The sequence below is a fragment of the Variovorax sp. VRV01 genome (genome assembly GCF_014852545.1).
Lineage (GTDB): Bacteria > Pseudomonadota > Gammaproteobacteria > Burkholderiales > Burkholderiaceae_C > Variovorax > Variovorax beijingensis_A.
This window is the reverse complement of sequence record NZ_JACVBS010000001.1, coordinates 70,106-86,738: the sequence shown is the minus strand read 5'-3', so window position 1 is coordinate 86,738 and position 16,633 is coordinate 70,106. Positions and strand designations below refer to the sequence as shown.

Genomic DNA, 16,633 nt, shown 5'->3' with positions numbered 1-16,633 from the left:
CGCTCAGCCGAGGGTCACGCGCGCGAACTTGCGCTTGCCGACCTGCACCACGTAGCGGCCCGCGGGCAGCTTGAGCGCCTTGTCGCTGACCACCACGGAGTCGACGCGCACGCCGCCGCCATCGATCAGCCGATTGCCTTCGGAGGCCGAGGGCGCAAGGCCGGCCTGCTTGAGCAGCTGCGCAATGCCCAGTGGCGCTCCGGCCAGCGACAGCTCGGGAATGTCGTCGGGCACGCCGCCCTTGCTGCGGTTGATGAAATCCTGTTCCGCCGCCTCGGCCGCCGCCGCGCTGTGGAAGCGCGCGGTGATTTCCTTGGCCAGCGCCACCTTCGCATCCTTGGGGTTGCGGCCGGCCGCGATCTCGGCCTTGAGCGCCTCGATCTGCGCGAGCGACTGGAAGCTCAGCAGCGTGTACCAGCGCCACATCAGCTCGTCGGAGATCGACAGCACCTTGGCGAACATGGTGTTGGCGTCCTCACTGATGCCGATGTAGTTGTTCTTGCTCTTGGACATCTTCTCGACGCCATCGAGCCCTTCCAGCAGCGGCATAGTGAGTATGCACTGCGGTTCCTGGCCGTATTCCTGCTGGAGATGCCGGCCGACGAGCAGGTTGAACTTCTGGTCGGTGCCGCCCAGCTCGAGGTCGCTCTTCAAGGCCACCGAGTCGTAGCCCTGCATCAGCGGGTAGAGGAATTCGTGCACCGAGATCGACTGGCCGGCCTTGAAGCGCTTGTTGAAGTCGTCGCGCTCCATCATCCGCGCCACGGTGTACTTGGCGGCCAGCTGGATCATGCCCCGGGCGCCCAGCGGGTCGCTCCACTCGGAGTTGTAGCGGATTTCGGTTTTTTCGGGGTCCAGCACCAGGCTGGCCTGCCGGTAGTAGGTCTGGGCGTTGGCTTCGATCTGCTCCCGGGTGAGCGGCGGTCGGGTGCTGTTGCGGCCCGAGGGGTCGCCGATGGTGGTCGTGAAGTCGCCGATCAGAAAGATGACCCGGTGCCCCAGATCCTGCAGCTGCCGCATCTTGTTGAGCACCACGGTGTGGCCGATGTGGATGTCGGGAGCGGTCGGATCGAGCCCCAGTTTGATGCGCAGCGGCGTCCCAGTGGCTTCCGAGCGCTGCAGCTTGCGCACCCATTCATCCTGCGGCAGCAGCTCGTCGGTGCCCCGGAGCGATATTTCGAGCGCTCGTCTTACACCATCCGAGAGGCTTGTGGATGTAACAGATTCGGCATTCATAGGCTTTTTTAGCTGATTTTCAGGTTGCCGAAGCTATACTCAGCCCGACTTTTCTAGCGCCGAATTCTAAGCGGCGCTTTTTCCGCACCGCCCTGCCGCCCTGTCCGTCCTGGGCTTTGCAGCGCGGATTTGCAGAACCTGAGCTGGAATTCATAGTTTGATCAACGGCATTCTCGCCGCCGAGGAGCTTTTGGCTTCTCGCGTGGCCTATACGTTCCGGACCTATCCCAAGCAGATCACCGCAGCCATCGCGGCTGCCTTGCTGAGCGCCGGAACCCTGGCAGTGGCCTCCCTGGGCCCCGACGCCTCCGACCTCCCGGTGCAGCAGATCCTCGAAGCGACCGCTCCGCTGTCTTTCGCCGAACAGAGCGAATCGCTGGAAAACTTCAGCTTCACGCTGTTTCGCACCGACATCACGCGCTCCAGCGACACGGCCGAGGCCCTGCTGAAGCGCCTGGGCATTTCCGACCCTGCCGCCACCGCCTTCGTGCGCGGCAGCAGCGAGGCCCGCAACGCCCTGTTCGCCCGCGCCGGGCGCACCGTCACGGCCGAAGCCACGCAGGAAAACCAGCTCAAGAAGCTGAGCGCCCGCTGGATTCCCGATGGCGACGGCGGCTTCAAGCGTTTCGTCATCGAGCGCACGCCGGTCGGCTTCGTGGCGCTCACCGAGCGCGACACGCTGACGCCGGGCACGCGCCTGGCCAGCGGCGTCATCCGCACCTCGCTGTTCGCCGCCACCGACGACTCCCGCGTGCCCGACGCGGTGGCCAGCCAGCTGGCCGACATCTTTGCGGGCGACGTCGACGTGCGCGCGCTGCGCAAGGGCGACCGCTTCGCCGTGGTCTACGAAACCTTCGAAGCCGACGGCCAGGCGCTGCGCAGCGGCCGCGTGCTCTCGGCCGAGTTCGAGAGCGGCGGCAAGGTGCACCAGGCCGTGTGGTTCCAGCCCCCGGGCCAAAAGGGCAGCTATTACCGTCCGAATGGCGATAGCCTGCGCAAGGCCTACCTGAGCTCGCCGGTCGAGTTCTCGCGCGTGTCGAGCGGCTTCGCGATGCGCATGCATCCGATCCTCAACAGCTGGCGCCAGCACAACGGCATCGACTTCGCGGCCCCCACGGGCACCGCGGTGCGCAGCGTCGGCGACGGCACGGTCGATTTCGCCGGCACGCAAAACGGCTACGGCAACATCGTCATCATCAAGCACCGCAACAACCAGCAGACGGCCTACGCCCACCTGAGCCGCATCAACGTCAAGGCCGGCGAAAGCATCACCCAGGGCCAGACGATCGGCGCCGTGGGTTCCACCGGTTGGGCCACGGGCCCTCACCTGCACTTCGAGTTCCGCGTGAACGGCGAGTACCAGGACCCGACCTCCATCGCCCAGGAGGGCGGCGCCCCCATCACTGCGTCCCTGCGCCCGGCCTTCGAGCGCATTGCAGTCGGCGCACGCACCGAGCTGGCGGCCGCGTTCTCGGTCATCCAGGCCAGCGCGGACTGAGCCCCGGCGCGGCTCGCCTTCCCATCGAGATGGCCGCCGAACTGTTCATCGGCCTGATGTCGGGCACCTCGCTCGACGGGGTCGATGGCGTGCTGGCCGATTTCGCGAATGGCCGCATCGCCGTGCGGGCCTATGCCACGGCGCCTTTTCCAGCCGCCTTGCGCGCCGAGCTGATGGCGCTCAACACCCCCGGCGACAACGAGCTCCACCGTGCCGCGCTGGCCGGCAACGGCCTGGCCCGCATCTATGCTGGCGTCGCCAGCCAGCTGCTGGCGGACAGCGGCACTCCTGCCAGCCAGGTGACGGCCCTCGGCGCGCACGGGCAGACGGTGCGCCATCGGCCCACCGAGTTCGACGGCGTCGGCTACACCCTGCAGATCAGCAACCCCTCGCTGCTGGCCGAGCTGACCGGCATCGACGTGGTGGCGGACTTCCGAAGCCGCGACCTGGCCGCGGGTGGACAGGGCGCGCCGCTGGTGCCCGCCTTCCACCGTGCGCTGTTCGCACGCGCTGGCGAACCCGTGGCGGTGCTGAATATCGGTGGCATTTCCAACCTGAGCCTGCTACCCGCGGCCGACGCGCCGGGAGAGCCGGCGGTGCTCGGCTTCGATTGCGGCCCCGGCAATGCCCTGATGGACCACTGGAGCCAGCTCCATACCGGCCAGCCCTTCGACCGCGGCGGGCAATGGGCCGCCAGTGGGCAGGTGCTGCCCGACCTGCTCGCGCGGCTGCAGGCCGATCCGTATTTTGCGAAGGCGCCTCCCAAGAGCACCGGGCGCGACCTGTTCAATCCCGCGTGGCTTTCGGCCCGCCTGGCCCCGGCTGCCGGCGCGGCGCCCGCCGACGTGCAGGCCACCCTGACCGAGTTCACCGCCGGCGTATGCGCAGCGGACGTTTTTCGCTACGGAAACGATAGCAAACTGCTGATCGTCTGCGGTGGCGGGGCGCTGAACGATCATCTGCTCGAGCGCCTGCGCGCGCATTTGCCCGGCGTGGAAGTGGCTGCCTCCGCGGCGCACGGCCTACCCCCGTTGCAGGTCGAGGCCGCGGCCTTTGCCTGGCTGGCCCGAAGCACGGTACGGCGCGAAGCCGGCAACCTGGCCAGCGTGACCGGCGCAAGGGGCGGCCGCGTGCTCGGGGCGATCTACCCCGCCTGACCGGTCGGCCCGCCGAGGCTCATTGGCGTTCATGGCCGTTGCAGCGGGCAGCAAAAAGCCGCCCGAAGGCGGCTTTCTTCTGAAGATCGAATGCTGGGCCGGGCATCAAGCCGAGAAGCTCGATCCACAGCCGCAGGTGCTGGTGGCGTTCGGGTTCTTGATCACGAACTGGGCGCCCTGCAGGTCTTCCTTGTAGTCGATCTCGGCGCCGACCAGGTACTGGTAGCTCATGGCATCGATCAGCAGCGACACGCCGTTCTTGGTCATGGTGGTGTCGTCTTCGTTGGTGATTTCATCGAAGGTGAAACCGTACTGGAAGCCCGAGCACCCGCCGCCCTGCACGAACACGCGCAGCTTGAGGTCGGGATTGCCCTCTTCGGCGATCAGGTCGGCCACCTTGGCAGCCGCACTGTCGGTGAAGACGATCGGTTCGGGCATCTGGGTCTGGATGTTTTCGGCAACAGCGCTCATGGGGGATAACTCCTTGGGGGCCGTACATGCGGCCAATGGACCAATGCTACTGCAATGCCGCATTCCTGGCTGGCGGGAGGCAGCGAGCACCCAACACAAGTGGGGTCGAACACACATCCGCCAAGGCCGCGGCAATGAAAAAGCCGCCCGAAGGCGGCTTTTGTTCGCGATGAACAGGATCAGCGCTTGCTGAACTGCTTGCGGCGGCGTGCAGAGTGCAAACCGACCTTCTTGCGCTCGACTTCACGTGCATCGCGCGTGACGTAGCCGGCCTGGCTCAGCACCGGCTTGAGGCTTGCGTCGTAGTCGATCAGCGCACGGGTGATGCCGTGGCGCGTTGCGCCGGCCTGGCCCGATTCACCGCCGCCGTTGACGTTGACCATGACATCGAATGCTTCGAGGTTGTTGGTCAGCACCAGGGGCTGCTTGGCAATCATGATCGAGGTTTCGCGGCCGAAGAACTCCTGGATGTCCTTGCCGTTGACCGTGATCTTGCCGGTGCCCTTTTTCAGAAACACACGGGCGACGCTCGATTTGCGACGGCCGGTGCCATTGTTCCATTCACCAATCATTCTCAAGGCTCCTTACAGTTCCAGCACTTTGGGCTGTTGGGCGGTGTGCGGGTGCTCTGCACCACCGTACACCTTGAGTTTCTTGATCATCGCGTAGCCGAGCGGGCCCTTGGGCAGCATGCCCTTGACGGCCTTTTCCAGGGCGCGGCCCGGATGCTTGGCTTGCATGTCGCGGAAGTTCGTGGCCGTGATACCGCCCGGGTAGCCCGAGTGACGGTAGTAGACCTTGTCGATCGGCTTGGCGCCGGTGACGCGCAGCTGGGCTGCGTTGATGATGACGATGAAGTCACCGGTATCGACGTGAGGCGTGTAAATGGCCTTGTGTTTGCCGCGCAAACGGAGAGCAACTTCGCTGGCTACTCGTCCGAGGACCTTGTCGGTCGCGTCAATCACAAACCACTCGTGCGTCACGTCAGCGGGCTTGGCGCTGAACGTTTTGGTCATGAGTTTTCTCTATAAAGAGGGTTTGGCGAGCCCTTTTCCACGGTCGGCGTTCCTCTGACGGGAATCTCTTAGGTGGGGATAATTCTCCGCCGCGGGGCTACAAAAACGCTGCGAAGCCCGCGATTATACGAAGAATCGGCCAATCTGGGCAAATTCGAGCCGGCCGCCCGCCCAAGCCGTTACCATTGACCCCATGTTCAGTTACCGCCACGCCTTCCACGCCGGCAACCACGCCGACGTGCTCAAGCACACGGTGCTGATTGCCACGCTCGACCACCTGCTCGAAAAAGAAGCAGCGCTGACCGTGGTCGACACCCATGCCGGCGCCGGCCTGTACCGCCTGGACGGCGACTACGCCGGCACCAGTGGCGAGGCCGCCGAAGGCGTGCTGCGACTGCTGGCGGACAAGAAAGCACCTGCCTCGCCGACCCCTGCCGCCAAGTCCGCCGCCAAAAAGGCAACGCCCGAAGCCGAGGCGCCCCTGGCCGACGCGATTGCACGCTACCTGAGCGTCATCCACGACTTCAACCCCAAGGGCGGCGCCCGCATCTATCCCGGCTCGCCATTCATCGTGCAGCATCTGCTGCGCGACCACGACAAGCTCAAGCTGTTCGAGCTGCACCCGACCGATGCCCGCACGCTGGACGCCAACATCGCCCAGCTCGAGGCGGGCCGCCAGATCGCGGTGCTGCGCGAGGACGGCTTCGGCAGCGCCACCAAGTTCCTGCCGCCGCCCTCGCGCCGCGCGCTGGTGCTGATGGACCCGAGCTACGAGATCAAGAGCGACTACGGCCGCGTGCTCGACTTCGCGGCCGAGGCGCTCAAGCGCTTTGCCACCGGCACCTACGCCATCTGGTACCCGATCATTCCGCGCCCCGAGGCGCATGACCTGCCGCGCCGGCTCAAGACCCTGGCCACCAAGGCCGGCAAGCCCTGGCTGCACGCCACGCTCACGGTCAAGTCGAGCAAGCTGACCACCACCCCGACGGGCGAAACCCAGCGTCCGGGCCTTCCGGCCAGCGGCATGTTCCTGATCAACCCGCCCTACACGCTGAAGCCGCTGCTGGCGGTCGCCCTGCCCCAGCTGGCGGAACGACTGGCCCAGGACCGGCACGCCACCTTCTCGCTCGACTCGGGCGGCTAGGCCCCGGCCGGCCTTCTGCCGGACTTATCGGCGGCGGCGCGGCGGCACTTTCACCTGACGGCGTGCGGGTGCCGGTGCAGCCGCCGGAGCTTGCGCCTGAGCCTCGCCCTCTTCCACCTCGGAGCCGCCGCAACGCATGCCCTCGCGATCGATGATCGTCAGCGCCACCTGCTTGATGCCGAGCCCGATCAGCCCGATGCGCTCGGCCGCGGCGCGGCTCAGGTCGATGATGCGGCCCTGCGCATAAGGCCCCCGGTCGGTGATGCGCACCAGCACCTCGCTGCCGTTGACGAGGCTGCGCACGCAAACGCGGGTATTGAACGGCAAGGTCTTGTGGGCCGCCGTCATGGCCGTCATGTCGAAGCGCTCGCCGCTCGCGGTCTTGCGCTGGTGGAACTGGATGCCGTACCACGAGGCCCCGCCGCGCTCGAAGATCTCGCGCGGGCCGCCGTCTCCAGGCACGCCGTCGTCGGGCCCCAGTTCGCCGGCGCCCGATACGGCAAGGTCGTAGCGAACCGAAGGCACGTTCGATCGTGCCGGAGCACCCGGCGGAACGGCCAGCTGGCGCGGCAGCGGCAGGAGCTTGGCGTCCTTGTCGGTCGGCCCGCCCTCGGTGGCGGGGGGCATCGCACAGCCGGCCAGCGCACAGGCTGCTGCGACAAGCGCAACCCGAAACGCCGCGCGCAGCGGGCTCCCCGCTCCTGGACGCCCCCCCTTCAACCGAGGCGCTCCAATACAGCCAGCGTCGCCGCCGACTGGTTCATCGTGTAGAAGTGCAGCGCCGGCGCGCCGCCGCCCTGCAGCCGCGCGCAGAGGTCGGTCACCACGTCGAGGCCGAAGGCCTTGATGGAGGCCGTGTCGTCGCCGAAGCCCTGCAGCCGCAGGCGGATCCAGCGCGGGATCTCGGCGCCGCAGGCATCCGAGAAGCGCATGAGCTGCGTCGAGCTGGTGATCGGCATGATGCCCGGCACGATCGGCAGGTCGAGCCCCAGCTTGCGGGTGTCGTCGACGAAGCGGAAGTACGCCTCGGGGCTGAAGAAATACTGCGTGATCGCGGAATCGGCGCCGGCCTTCACCTTGGCGGCGAAGGCCTGCAGGTCGGCCTCGGGCGAACGTGCCTGCGGATGCACCTCCGGGTAGCAGGCCACCTCGATGTGGAAGTCGCGGCCGGTCTCCTCGCGGATGAAGGCCACGAGGTCGCTCGCGTACTGGAACTCGCCGCCGATGCCGTAGCCACTCGGCAGGTCGCCGCGCAGGGCGACCAGGCGCTTCACGCCCATCGCCTTGAGCTCGGCCAGCTGTTCGCGCACGGTGGCGCGCGTGGCGCCGATGCACGAGAAGTGGCTGGCGGCATCGACGCCCTCGGACAGGATCTCCTGCACCGCGCCGAAAGTGCCCTGGTGCGTGGAGCCGCCTGCGCCGTAGGTCACCGAGCAGAACTCGGGCTGGCGCGCATACAGCTGCTGGCGCACCGCGCGCAGCTTGACCGCGCCTTCGGGCGTCTTGGTCGGAAAGAATTCGAAGCTCAATGGAAGGCGCACCTGCGTCTCCTAGGAACCGTTCGCCTGGTCCGCGCGAACGGCGTGAATGAAAAACTCGCGGTTGCCGTCGCCGCCGGCAATGGGGCTGTCGAACCACTGCAGCACGCGCAGCCCGAGCGCCTCGCAGGCATCGCGCAGGCGCTTTTCGACCACCGCGTACATCGACGCGTCGCGCACGATGCCGCCCTTGCCGACCTGCCCCGGCTGCAGTTCGAACTGCGGCTTGACGAGCATCAGCAGCTGGCCGTCGCCGGCCAGGAACGGCACCACGGCCGGCAGCACCAGCGTGAGCGAGATGAACGACAGGTCGCCGACGATCAGGTCGAAGCGCAGTTCGGAAGGCTCTTCGCCCTCTTCTTCCTGCAGGTCGTCCGGCGACAGCGCACGCGCATTGATGCCCTCGATGGCCACCACGCGCTCGTCCTCGCGCAGCTTCGGATGCAGCTGCCCATGGCCGACGTCGACGCCCACCACTTTCGCCGCGCCGGCTTGCAGCAGGCAGTCGGTGAAGCCGCCGGTCGACTGGCCCACGTCGAGGCACAGCTTGCCGTCGGCGCTGACGCCGCTCGCCGCCAGCGCGCCTTCGAGCTTGAGCCCGCCGCGCGACACATAGCGCGCCTCGGCTGCATCGTCGAGCTCGACCTCGGCGGACTCGGGTACCTCGTCGCGGTTCTTCACCACCGGGCGCCACGCGTCCGCGCTGCCCGCATCGCGCCAGCGCATGCCGCCGGCAATCAGCCGCACGGCCTGCGAACGCGACGCGGCAAAGCCGCGCTCCACCAGCAATTGGTCAGCGCGCATCAGTACCGGTACGTGTCCGGCTTGTAGGGGCCGTTCTTGCTCACGCCGATGTAGGCGGCCTGCTCGTCCGTCAGCTCGGTCAGCATCGCGCCGACCTTCTTCAGGTGCAGGCGCGCGACCTTCTCGTCGAGGTGCTTGGGCAGCACGTAGACCTTGCCGGCCTGGTAGGCATCGGGCTTGGTGAAGAGCTCGATCTGGGCGATGGTCTGGTTGGCGAACGACGACGACATCACGAAGCTCGGGTGGCCCGTGCCGCAGCCCAGGTTCACGAGGCGGCCCTTGGCCAGCAGGATGATCTTCTTGCCGTCGGGGAAGGTGATGTGGTCGACCTGCGGCTTGATTTCTTCCCACTCGTACTTCTCGATCGACGCGACGTCGATCTCGTTGTCGAAGTGGCCGATGTTGCAGACGATGGCCTGGTCCTTCATGGCAGCCATGTGCTCGTGGCGGATCACGTCGCGGTTGCCGGTGGTGGTCACGAAGATGTCGGCCTTGTCGGCGGCGTATTCCATGGTGACGACCTTGTAGCCTTCCATCGCGGCCTGCAGCGCGTTGATGGGGTCGATCTCGGTCACCCACACCTGCGCGCTCAGCGCGCGCAGCGCCTGGGCCGAGCCCTTGCCCACGTCGCCGTAGCCGGCCACGCAGGCCACCTTGCCGGCGATCATCACGTCGGTCGCGCGCTTGATGCCGTCCACCAGCGATTCGCGGCAGCCGTAGAGGTTGTCGAACTTGCTCTTGGTGACCGAATCGTTCACGTTGATGGCGCGGAACAGCAGCGTGCCCTTGGCGCTCATCTCGTTCAGGCGGTGCACGCCGGTGGTCGTTTCCTCGGTCACGCCGATGATCTCGGCCGACTTGCGGGTGTACCAGGTCGGATCGACCGCCAGCTTGGCCTTGATGGCGGCGTAGAGGATGCGCTCTTCCTCGCTGGTGGGCTTGGCGAGCACGCCCAGGTCCTTCTCGGCGCGCTGGCCCAGGTGCATGAGCAGCGTGGCATCGCCGCCGTCGTCCAGGATCATGTTGGGGCCTTCGCCCTGCGAGCCCTTGGGGCCGAAGTCGAAGATGGCGTGCGTGTAGTCCCAGTAGTCCTTCAGCGATTCGCCCTTGATCGCGAACACCGGCGTGCCGGCAGCGGCAATCGCGGCGGCGGCATGGTCCTGCGTGGAAAAGATGTTGCACGAGGCCCAGCGCACGGTGGCGCCGAGCGCCTGCAGCGTCTCGATCAGCACGGCCGTCTGGATCGTCATGTGCAGCGAGCCCGTGATGCGCGCGCCCTTGAGCGGCTGCGCCTTCGAGAATTCCTCGCGGATCGCCATCAGGCCGGGCATTTCGGTTTCCGCGATGCGGATTTCCTTGCGGCCCCAGGCGGCCAGCGAGAGGTCGGCAATCGCCTGGTCGGCGGTGGAAACGGGGGTGGGCTTGAGAACAGCGCTCATGAGAACTCCAACAAAGCTAGTTTGAAAGGTGCCACTGCGTTCGGGGAAAAGACTCACCGCGAGAACAGCGGGTGAGCGTGGTTGCGATGTGGTCCGAGCCTCACGCCTGACGGCGCTGCAACGCTCCTCGGAACCGCGGATTGTAGACGGGGCGCCAAGGCGAGCCAACCGCCGGGGCATCCCACATGCCGGAAAGCGCATTTCGCATCCGAGGTATACATTGACCTGACCCCAACGCCGGAAGTTCCACCCATGCGCTTGTCCAGACTCTCCCCCGTCCTGCTGGCCTCGGCCGCCTTCCTTCTTGTGGCCGGCGCGCCGGTCCTGGCCTCTGCGCAGGCCGCCCCCGATCCGGTACGCATCCGCGGCACCATCGTGCGCATCGACGCCAAGGCCCTCGTGGTCCAGGACCGCGGCGGCGAGGTCGTCAGCCTGGCGAGGCCGGGCGACATGGCCGTGTCGGAGGTCTACCCGATCAAGCTGTCCGACATCAGGCAGGGCAGCTTCATCGGCACCGCCGCCATGCCGCAGGCCGACGGCACACAAAAGGCGCTCGAGGTGGTGGTGTTCCCCGAGGCCGCGCGCGGCACGGGCGAAGGCCACCGTCCCTGGGACCTGCTGCCGCAGAGCACCATGACCAACGCCACCGTGGCCGACCTGGCCGCGGCGCCGACATCAGTGCGCGGCGGGCAGCAGCTGCGGTTGACCTACAAGGGCGGCGAGAAGACCGTCATCGTGCCGCCCGACGTGCCGGTCGTGACCTTCCGCCCCGGCACCGAGGCCCTGCTGGTGCCCGGCGCCAAGGTGCTGGTCAATGCGCAGGAAAGGAACGGCGTGCCCACGGCGCTGCGCGTCACCGCCGGACGCAACGGCTTCGCGCCACCGATGTAGCCCAAGGGAAATCCCGCAGGCAATTCTTGCCGCCGCGGCGCCGCGGGCGGGCTGCCGCGGCGTATCGTGGCGAGGGACCGTCGGCCGTCCGGCCGGTCCTTGCCGCTCACCCGTTCTTCACCCGACACAGGAGATACCGCACCATGGCCACTGCCAAGAAAGCCGCCGCGAAGAAGACCACCGCCAGCAGCAGCACCAAGGCGGCTCCCGACGCCGCCGACATGCTCGACCCCTTGAAGAATCTCAAGGCCATGACCGACCGCCTGCAGGACCTCAACCTGACTGGCGGCGCGAGCAAGCTGCTCGAGAGCGGGCAAAAGGACCTCCAGGCGCTGATGCAGGCGAACCAGAAGTCCTACCAGGGCCTGCAGACCGTGGTGCAGCGGCAGACCGAGATGATCAAGAGCGCCATCGCCGAATGGCAGACGGCCGCCAAGGAAATGCCCGGCAAGGATGCCAAGGCCAACCTCGCCAAGCTCGACGAACTCGGCCGTCAGTCGTTCCAGCGCGCCATCGACGACATCAAGGAGTTGGCCAACCTCGCGGCCAAGTCGCAGGCCGACGCGTTCGAACTGGTGCGCCAGCGGATCCAGGCCAATGTGGATGAAGTGACGAAGTTACTGCAGCGCAAGTAATCTCGAAAGAGGGCATTAAAACCTTTGGCTGTAGCCATTTGGTATTGAGTTTTCTGGGCGGCCTAATCTGCTGGCTCGCACAAGCGCAAATCTGTTGCACAAAGTCACCGACCCCGTGATGTTTCGCACGGTAAATCCCGGTGCAAATTTGGAAAAACCTTGCCTTGCTGGACAATCGCGTGTCAAGACGTAACGTTCAGGGAGCAGGTATGCGCGCAGGTCTCGGGATAGGTTTGAGCACGATCATGTTGTCAGCTCTGCTGGCTGCATGTGGAGGATCAAGCGGTGGTGGTGGCAGTGGTGGATTCGCCCCAGTCGCCGCAGTGGCGGGCACCGAAACGGCAGCCCAGAGCACGCCACCGGCTCCTGCCGCCAACGCCAACGCCGCCCCCGTGCTCATCGAGTCCAGGGTGCAGACGCCAGAACTCGCGGCAATCGATGTCAGCCCGTTCAAGGACCGCCCCGCGGGGGCCCGGCCGGTGCCACGGCACGTCCTCCTGCCGTCGCTCCCGACAGAGAGCGCCCTTCCATTGAAGTCGGCACCTGCGGTTTTCGGCACGCCCACCAAGATCGGCGTTGCGCGCCGCATTGCCGAAACAGCGAATGTCCAGTCGGTGTCGAGCATGATGAGTTGGACACCGTCGGAACGAGGCGGAAAACTGGCCGCGTTGCGATTCGCTTCACCGGATGCGAAGGGTGTTCGCATCGGGCTGCGTGTTGAGAGTCTTCCCTTGGGCACCATGGTGAGCTTCTATGGAGACACGAGCAAAAAGCTGTACGAGGTGTCTGCACAGGAAATCCTCGCGACCATCCAACGCAATCTCGATGCAGGCGATTCAAGCGACAACGCGCGAATTTATTGGTCGCCCAACATGGGAGGAGAAGCGCTCACTGTCGAAATCGAGGTACCGCCCAACGCCGTGCTGGATGCAGTCAAGGTGGCCGTTCCCATGCTGTCCCACGTGGCGGTCGACATCACCAAACAGGATTCGTTGCAGAAAATCGGGGAAGCAGGGACATGCAATCTTGACGTTACGTGTGCGTCCCAATACGACACCCTCAGCAAGTCCGTAGCGTTGATGGACTTCATCCAGGACGGAGGCAATTATGTGTGCACCGGCACGCTGCTCAACGACCGCATGTCGACGGGTACGCCCTACTTCCTGAGCGCCAACCATTGCATCTCCAACCAGACAGTTGCGTCGACTCTCTACACCTTGTGGTCCTACAAGTCAGCCAGTTGCAACAGCACGCAGGTCAGTCCGGCACTGGTCACAATCGGTTCCGGTGCGACGCTGCTCTATGCCGAGTCGACGACCGACACCTCCTTCATGCGGCTGAATTCGCAACCGCCGGCCGGGGCGTTGTTTGCCGGATCAAGCCCCTTCGAACCTCGCTCCTTTGACGGCATGCAAGGTGTTTACGGCGTGCATCATCCGAAGGGTGACTTGCAGAAGTACAGTGAAGGCGACTATCTCGGAACCGCAGCCTGTGGAAGTTCGAGCTGCAACTCCTCAACGGGAAGCGACGCCAAGTTTCTGGCCGTCAGGTGGAATCGAGGCGTGACCGAGGGCGGCAGCAGCGGCTCGGGGCTGTTCCGGAGGTTGAACGGCAAGGACTATCTCGTCGGGCAGTTGTTGGGCGGAGCGTCTTCGTGCAGCCAGCCCGCCGGATACGACTTTTACGGACGCTTCGATCTTCCTTTCAACGCTGCGCTGCAGCAGTGGCTCAACGCGCCATCGACCACAGTGCGCACGACCATCTACCGCTTCTACAACACCAAGACAGGTGCGCATTTCTATACCTCCAACGTGCCGGAGCGTGACCTCGTCATCACGAAGCTGCACGAGTACAGCTACGAAGGCCCTGCCTTCTTCGCGTTTGGCGCCGCAGCACCAGGCACCAGCCCAGTTTATCGGTTCTACAACACACGCACGGGCGCACACTTTTACACCATCGACGAGCAGGAACGCGCTCGGGTGCAGGGCAATTGGCCGTGGTACCTGTTCGAGGGAGTAGCTTGGTATGCAAACACCTCGCAGAGCAGCAGCGCTACGCCAATGTTCCGGTTCTATCAAACGAAAGTTCAGACCCATTTCTACACAATCAACGCCAGCGAGCGGGACAGCATTCAACAAAATCTTCCGATGTACACGTACGAGGGAATTGCATATTTCGGTTGGACGAGCCTTTGATTCACTTGCCTTGTAGCAGCGGCGTTCTGTGGGTCGACTGTTCGATCCATAGGATTCACCGTTCTAGTCGACGTTGAGTGGAGGCTCGACCCGGCCCGGCGCGGGCAGACGCACATCTGCGAAAATCACGGGTTCCCTGGAGTTCCCGTGTCATCCCCCTTTCTCTCCGAAACCCGCCGCCGTCGCACCTTCGCGATCATTTCCCACCCTGACGCCGGCAAGACCACGCTGACCGAGAAGCTGCTGCTTTTCTCGGGCGCGATCCAGATCGCCGGCTCGGTGAAGGCGCGCAAGGCCTCGCGCCACGCCACCTCCGACTGGATGGAAATCGAAAAGCAGCGCGGCATCTCGGTGGCGTCGTCGGTCATGCAGATGCTGTACCGCGACCACGTGATCAACCTGCTCGACACGCCCGGCCACAAGGACTTCTCGGAGGACACCTACCGCGTGCTCACGGCGGTGGACTCGGCCCTGATGGTGATCGACGCGGCCAACGGCGTGGAGGCGCAGACGCGCCGGCTGATCGAGGTCTGCCGCCAGCGCGACACGCCCATCATCACCTTCGTCAACAAGATGGACCGCGAGGTGCGCGAGCCGCTCGACATCCTCGACGAGGTGGAGCGCGAGCTCGGTATGCCCTGCGTGCCGATGACCTGGCCCGTGGGCCAGGGCAAGAGCTTCCGCGGGATCATGAACCTGCGCACGCAGGCGATGACGGTGTTCGAGTCGGGCAGCGAGCGGCTGCCGCAGGACTTCGAGACCATTCCGCTGAGCGAGCGCGAGACGCTCACCAAGCGCTTCGGCGCCGACTTCGAGCACGCCATGGAAAGCATGGAGCTGGCCACCGGCGCCTCACCGACCTGGGACCGCGAAGCCTTCCTGGCCGGCAAGCAGACGCCGGTGTTCTTCGGCTCCGGCGTGAACAACTTCGGCGTGATGGAAGTGCTCGACGCGCTGGTCGACCTCGCGCCGTCGCCGCAGTCGCGCACCAGCACCACGATGGTCAACCGCCAGCCCGTGGTGAAGGAGATCCAGCCCGAGGACAAGGACTTCGCGGGCGTGGTGTTCAAGGTGCAGGCCAACATGGACGCCAATCACCGCGACCGCATCGCCTTCGTGCGCATGGCCTCGGGCAAGTACACGCCGGGCATGAAGCTCAAGGTGCAGCGCACCGCCAAGGAACTGCGGCCGACCAGCGTGGTCACCTTCATGAGCCAGCGCCGAGAGGCGGTCGAAGAGGCCTATGCAGGCGACATCGTGGGCTTCACCACGCATGGCGGCGTGCAGCTGGGCGACACCATCACCGACGGCGCGAGCCTGCAGTTCACCGGCCTGCCCTTCTTCGCGCCCGAGCTGTTCATGACGGTGATCCTGAAGAACCCGCTGCGCACCAAGCAGCTGCAGCAGGGCCTGGCCCAGCTCGGCGAGGAAGGTGCCATTCAAGTGTTCCGCCCCGAGATCGGAGGGCCGATGCTGCTGGGTGCCGTCGGCCAGCTGCAGTTCGAGGTGGTGCAGCACCGCCTGAAGGCCGAGTACGACGCCGACGTGCGGCTCGAAGGCTGCCAGTACACGGGCGCGCGCTGGATCACGGCCGATTCGCCGGCCGAGCTGCGCGAATTCGTCAACGCCTATCCACAGCGCATGGCCAAGGACGCGGCCGACACGCTCGCCTTCCTGTGCACTTCGCCCTACGACGTGCGGCTCGCGCAGGAGCGCTTTCCGAAGATCCACTTCCATCCGCTGCGGGAGCACGCGGGGCTGGCGCTGCAGAACGCGGGCTGACGCAGGCTCAGCTGCCCGTCGAAGCGTAGTGGCGCAGCCCGATGCGCCATGCGCCGAATGCCGCCGCGAGGAACACGAAGCCCGCGAGCGGCGACACCATGCCCACCCAGCCCGGCGCACCCAGCGGATCCGGCTTGCCGAGGATCGCGAGCGCCGGGTAGTACGCCACGCAGGCCAGCGGCACGATGAAGGTCAGCACGCGGCGGAACCACTGCGCATAGAGCGCCAGCGGGTACTGCGCCGCCTGCACGCCGCCGTAGGTGAGCACGTTGGCGATCTCCAGGCTTTCGACGGTCCAGAACGACAGCGTGCCCTGCAGCACCAGGATGCCGAGGAAGAGCGCGATGCCGCCGGCCAGTGCGAACACGGCGAGCGCCACGGCGCCCGGGGTCCATGCGATGCCGGCCTGGACGGTCGCGAAGACCAGCACGACCAGGCCCTGCAGCAGCCGGCCCAGGCGGCTGATTCGTACGTCGTGCCCCATGAGCTGCAACGCCAGCGGCCGCGGGCGCAGCAGCAGCCGGTCGAAGGTGCCGGTGCGCAGGAACTCGGTGCCGAGCACGTCGAAGCCGCGGCCCAGCGCGTCGGCAATCGCGAACATGCAGTTCACCAGCCCGTAGAACAGCGCGACCTCGCCGATGCCCCAGCCCTGCACCTCGCCGAAGCGATGGAACAGCGCCCAGACGGCGACCACCTCGATGCCTGTGCCGAGGAACTGGCCTGTCGTGAGCAGCAGCGCGGACGCCGGGTATCTGGCCTGGCCGCTGATGGAGGCGGCCATGAGGCGGAAGAAGAGAGGGAGGGCGCCCATCTTTCAGCGGCTTTCT

General features: G+C 66.0%; 16 protein-coding genes and 1 riboswitch. Of the genes, 7 read left to right on the top strand and 9 right to left on the bottom strand.

Annotation, left to right across the window (positions count from 1 at the left end):
* Nucleotides 1-3 precede the first annotated feature (3 nt).
* Nucleotides 4-1,236, bottom strand: a complete 1,233-nt coding sequence (tyrS, locus tag IB278_RS00395) for a tyrosine--tRNA ligase (protein WP_192322365.1) — start codon at nucleotides 1,234-1,236, stop codon at nucleotides 4-6.
* Nucleotides 1,237-1,393: 157 nt separating this feature from the next.
* Here tyrS and IB278_RS00390 point away from each other — a divergent pair, with 157 nt between their 5' ends.
* Together IB278_RS00390 and IB278_RS00385 are read left to right on the top strand one after the other, a co-directional pair.
* A complete protein-coding gene (locus IB278_RS00390; RefSeq protein WP_145740013.1) occupies nucleotides 1,394-2,734 on the top strand; it encodes a M23 family metallopeptidase in 1,341 nt (446 codons plus the stop codon).
* A gap of 29 nt (nucleotides 2,735-2,763) precedes the next feature.
* Nucleotides 2,764-3,891: an anhydro-N-acetylmuramic acid kinase gene (locus IB278_RS00385; protein WP_192322364.1), complete on the top strand. Its 1,128-nt coding sequence runs from the start codon at nucleotides 2,764-2,766 to the stop codon at nucleotides 3,889-3,891.
* 105 nt (nucleotides 3,892-3,996) lie between these two features.
* On the opposite strand, the gene erpA is transcribed toward IB278_RS00385, so the two are convergent.
* From erpA to rplM, 3 genes are all read right to left on the bottom strand, one after another.
* On the bottom strand, nucleotides 3,997-4,362 hold the full coding sequence (gene erpA / locus IB278_RS00380; RefSeq protein ID WP_007827949.1) for an iron-sulfur cluster insertion protein ErpA: 366 nt from the start codon (nucleotides 4,360-4,362) through the stop codon (nucleotides 3,997-3,999).
* A gap of 179 nt (nucleotides 4,363-4,541) precedes the next feature.
* Complete coding sequence (rpsI, locus tag IB278_RS00375) at nucleotides 4,542-4,934, bottom strand: 30S ribosomal protein S9 (protein WP_015867438.1); 393 nt, start codon at nucleotides 4,932-4,934, stop codon at nucleotides 4,542-4,544.
* Between the two features lie 12 nt (nucleotides 4,935-4,946).
* Nucleotides 4,947-5,378, bottom strand: a complete 432-nt coding sequence (gene rplM / locus IB278_RS00370) for a 50S ribosomal protein L13 (RefSeq protein WP_015867439.1) — start codon at nucleotides 5,376-5,378, stop codon at nucleotides 4,947-4,949.
* Nucleotides 5,379-5,571: 193 nt separating this feature from the next.
* Here rplM and IB278_RS00365 point away from each other — a divergent pair, with 193 nt between their 5' ends.
* Nucleotides 5,572-6,522: a 23S rRNA (adenine(2030)-N(6))-methyltransferase RlmJ gene (locus IB278_RS00365; RefSeq protein WP_192322363.1), complete on the top strand. Its 951-nt coding sequence runs from the start codon at nucleotides 5,572-5,574 to the stop codon at nucleotides 6,520-6,522.
* A 24-nt stretch (nucleotides 6,523-6,546) separates the two neighbouring features.
* Here the strand turns inward: IB278_RS00365 and IB278_RS00360 are convergent, their stop codons facing one another.
* The 4 genes from IB278_RS00360 to ahcY form a co-directional block, all read right to left on the bottom strand.
* Nucleotides 6,547-7,149, bottom strand: a complete 603-nt coding sequence (locus IB278_RS00360; RefSeq protein WP_192322362.1) for a septal ring lytic transglycosylase RlpA family protein — start codon at nucleotides 7,147-7,149, stop codon at nucleotides 6,547-6,549.
* 89 nt (nucleotides 7,150-7,238) lie between these two features.
* Nucleotides 7,239-8,063 (bottom strand): methylenetetrahydrofolate reductase [NAD(P)H], encoded by an 825-nt coding sequence (gene metF / locus IB278_RS00355; protein WP_192322361.1) that lies wholly within the window; start codon nucleotides 8,061-8,063, stop codon nucleotides 7,239-7,241.
* Nucleotides 8,064-8,072: 9 nt separating this feature from the next.
* On the bottom strand, nucleotides 8,073-8,864 hold the full coding sequence (locus IB278_RS00350; protein WP_192322360.1) for a TlyA family RNA methyltransferase: 792 nt from the start codon (nucleotides 8,862-8,864) through the stop codon (nucleotides 8,073-8,075).
* Entirely contained in the window at nucleotides 8,864-10,303 is a 1,440-nt protein-coding gene (ahcY, locus tag IB278_RS00345; protein WP_124958737.1) for an adenosylhomocysteinase, read from the bottom strand. Before ahcY ends, IB278_RS00350 begins: the two co-directional genes overlap by 1 nt.
* 66 nt (nucleotides 10,304-10,369) lie before the next feature.
* Nucleotides 10,370-10,438: riboswitch (S-adenosyl-L-homocysteine riboswitch) on the bottom strand.
* 117 nt (nucleotides 10,439-10,555) lie between these two features.
* On the opposite strand from ahcY, the gene IB278_RS00340 reads away from it, so the two are divergent.
* From IB278_RS00340 to IB278_RS00325, 4 genes are all read left to right on the top strand, one after another.
* Complete coding sequence (locus IB278_RS00340; protein ID WP_192322359.1) at nucleotides 10,556-11,194, top strand: hypothetical protein; 639 nt, start codon at nucleotides 10,556-10,558, stop codon at nucleotides 11,192-11,194.
* Nucleotides 11,195-11,337: 143 nt separating this feature from the next.
* Nucleotides 11,338-11,829, top strand: a complete 492-nt coding sequence (phaP, locus tag IB278_RS00335; protein WP_145739999.1) for a TIGR01841 family phasin — start codon at nucleotides 11,338-11,340, stop codon at nucleotides 11,827-11,829.
* A gap of 209 nt (nucleotides 11,830-12,038) precedes the next feature.
* Nucleotides 12,039-14,024 carry a serine protease gene (locus IB278_RS00330; protein ID WP_192322358.1) on the top strand — a complete coding sequence of 662 codons (1,986 nt, stop codon included), beginning with the start codon at nucleotides 12,039-12,041 and terminating at the stop codon, nucleotides 14,022-14,024.
* A gap of 147 nt (nucleotides 14,025-14,171) precedes the next feature.
* Nucleotides 14,172-15,806, top strand: coding sequence for a peptide chain release factor 3 (locus tag IB278_RS00325; RefSeq protein WP_192322357.1), 1,635 nt, complete (start codon nucleotides 14,172-14,174; stop codon nucleotides 15,804-15,806).
* Nucleotides 15,807-15,813: 7 nt separating this feature from the next.
* On the opposite strand, the gene IB278_RS00320 is transcribed toward IB278_RS00325, so the two are convergent.
* Entirely contained in the window at nucleotides 15,814-16,617 is an 804-nt protein-coding gene (locus IB278_RS00320) for an ABC transporter permease (protein ID WP_145739995.1), read from the bottom strand.
* Between the last annotated feature and the right edge of the window lie 16 nt (nucleotides 16,618-16,633).

Bases quoted from the DNA above. Each gene is read 5' to 3' on its own strand.
- IB278_RS00320 (WP_145739995.1), bottom strand. From the start codon at position 16,617: ATGGGCGCCCTCCCTCTCTTCTTCCGCCTCATGGCCGCCTCCATCAGC.
- phaP (WP_145739999.1), top strand. From the start codon at position 11,338: ATGGCCACTGCCAAGAAAGCCGCCGCGAAGAAGACCACCGCCAGCAGC.
- IB278_RS00350 (WP_192322360.1), bottom strand. From the start codon at position 8,864: ATGCGCGCTGACCAATTGCTGGTGGAGCGCGGCTTTGCCGCGTCGCGT.
- tyrS (WP_192322365.1), bottom strand. From the start codon at position 1,236: ATGAATGCCGAATCTGTTACATCCACAAGCCTCTCGGATGGTGTAAGA.
- rplM (WP_015867439.1), bottom strand. From the start codon at position 5,378: ATGACCAAAACGTTCAGCGCCAAGCCCGCTGACGTGACGCACGAGTGG.
- ahcY (WP_124958737.1), bottom strand. From the start codon at position 10,303: ATGAGCGCTGTTCTCAAGCCCACCCCCGTTTCCACCGCCGACCAGGCG.
- IB278_RS00330 (WP_192322358.1), top strand. From the start codon at position 12,039: ATGCGCGCAGGTCTCGGGATAGGTTTGAGCACGATCATGTTGTCAGCT.
- erpA (WP_007827949.1), bottom strand. From the start codon at position 4,362: ATGAGCGCTGTTGCCGAAAACATCCAGACCCAGATGCCCGAACCGATC.
- IB278_RS00385 (WP_192322364.1), top strand. From the start codon at position 2,764: ATGGCCGCCGAACTGTTCATCGGCCTGATGTCGGGCACCTCGCTCGAC.
- IB278_RS00360 (WP_192322362.1), bottom strand. From the start codon at position 7,149: ATGCCCCCCGCCACCGAGGGCGGGCCGACCGACAAGGACGCCAAGCTC.
- IB278_RS00365 (WP_192322363.1), top strand. From the start codon at position 5,572: ATGTTCAGTTACCGCCACGCCTTCCACGCCGGCAACCACGCCGACGTG.
- rpsI (WP_015867438.1), bottom strand. From the start codon at position 4,934: ATGATTGGTGAATGGAACAATGGCACCGGCCGTCGCAAATCGAGCGTC.
- IB278_RS00340 (WP_192322359.1), top strand. From the start codon at position 10,556: ATGCGCTTGTCCAGACTCTCCCCCGTCCTGCTGGCCTCGGCCGCCTTC.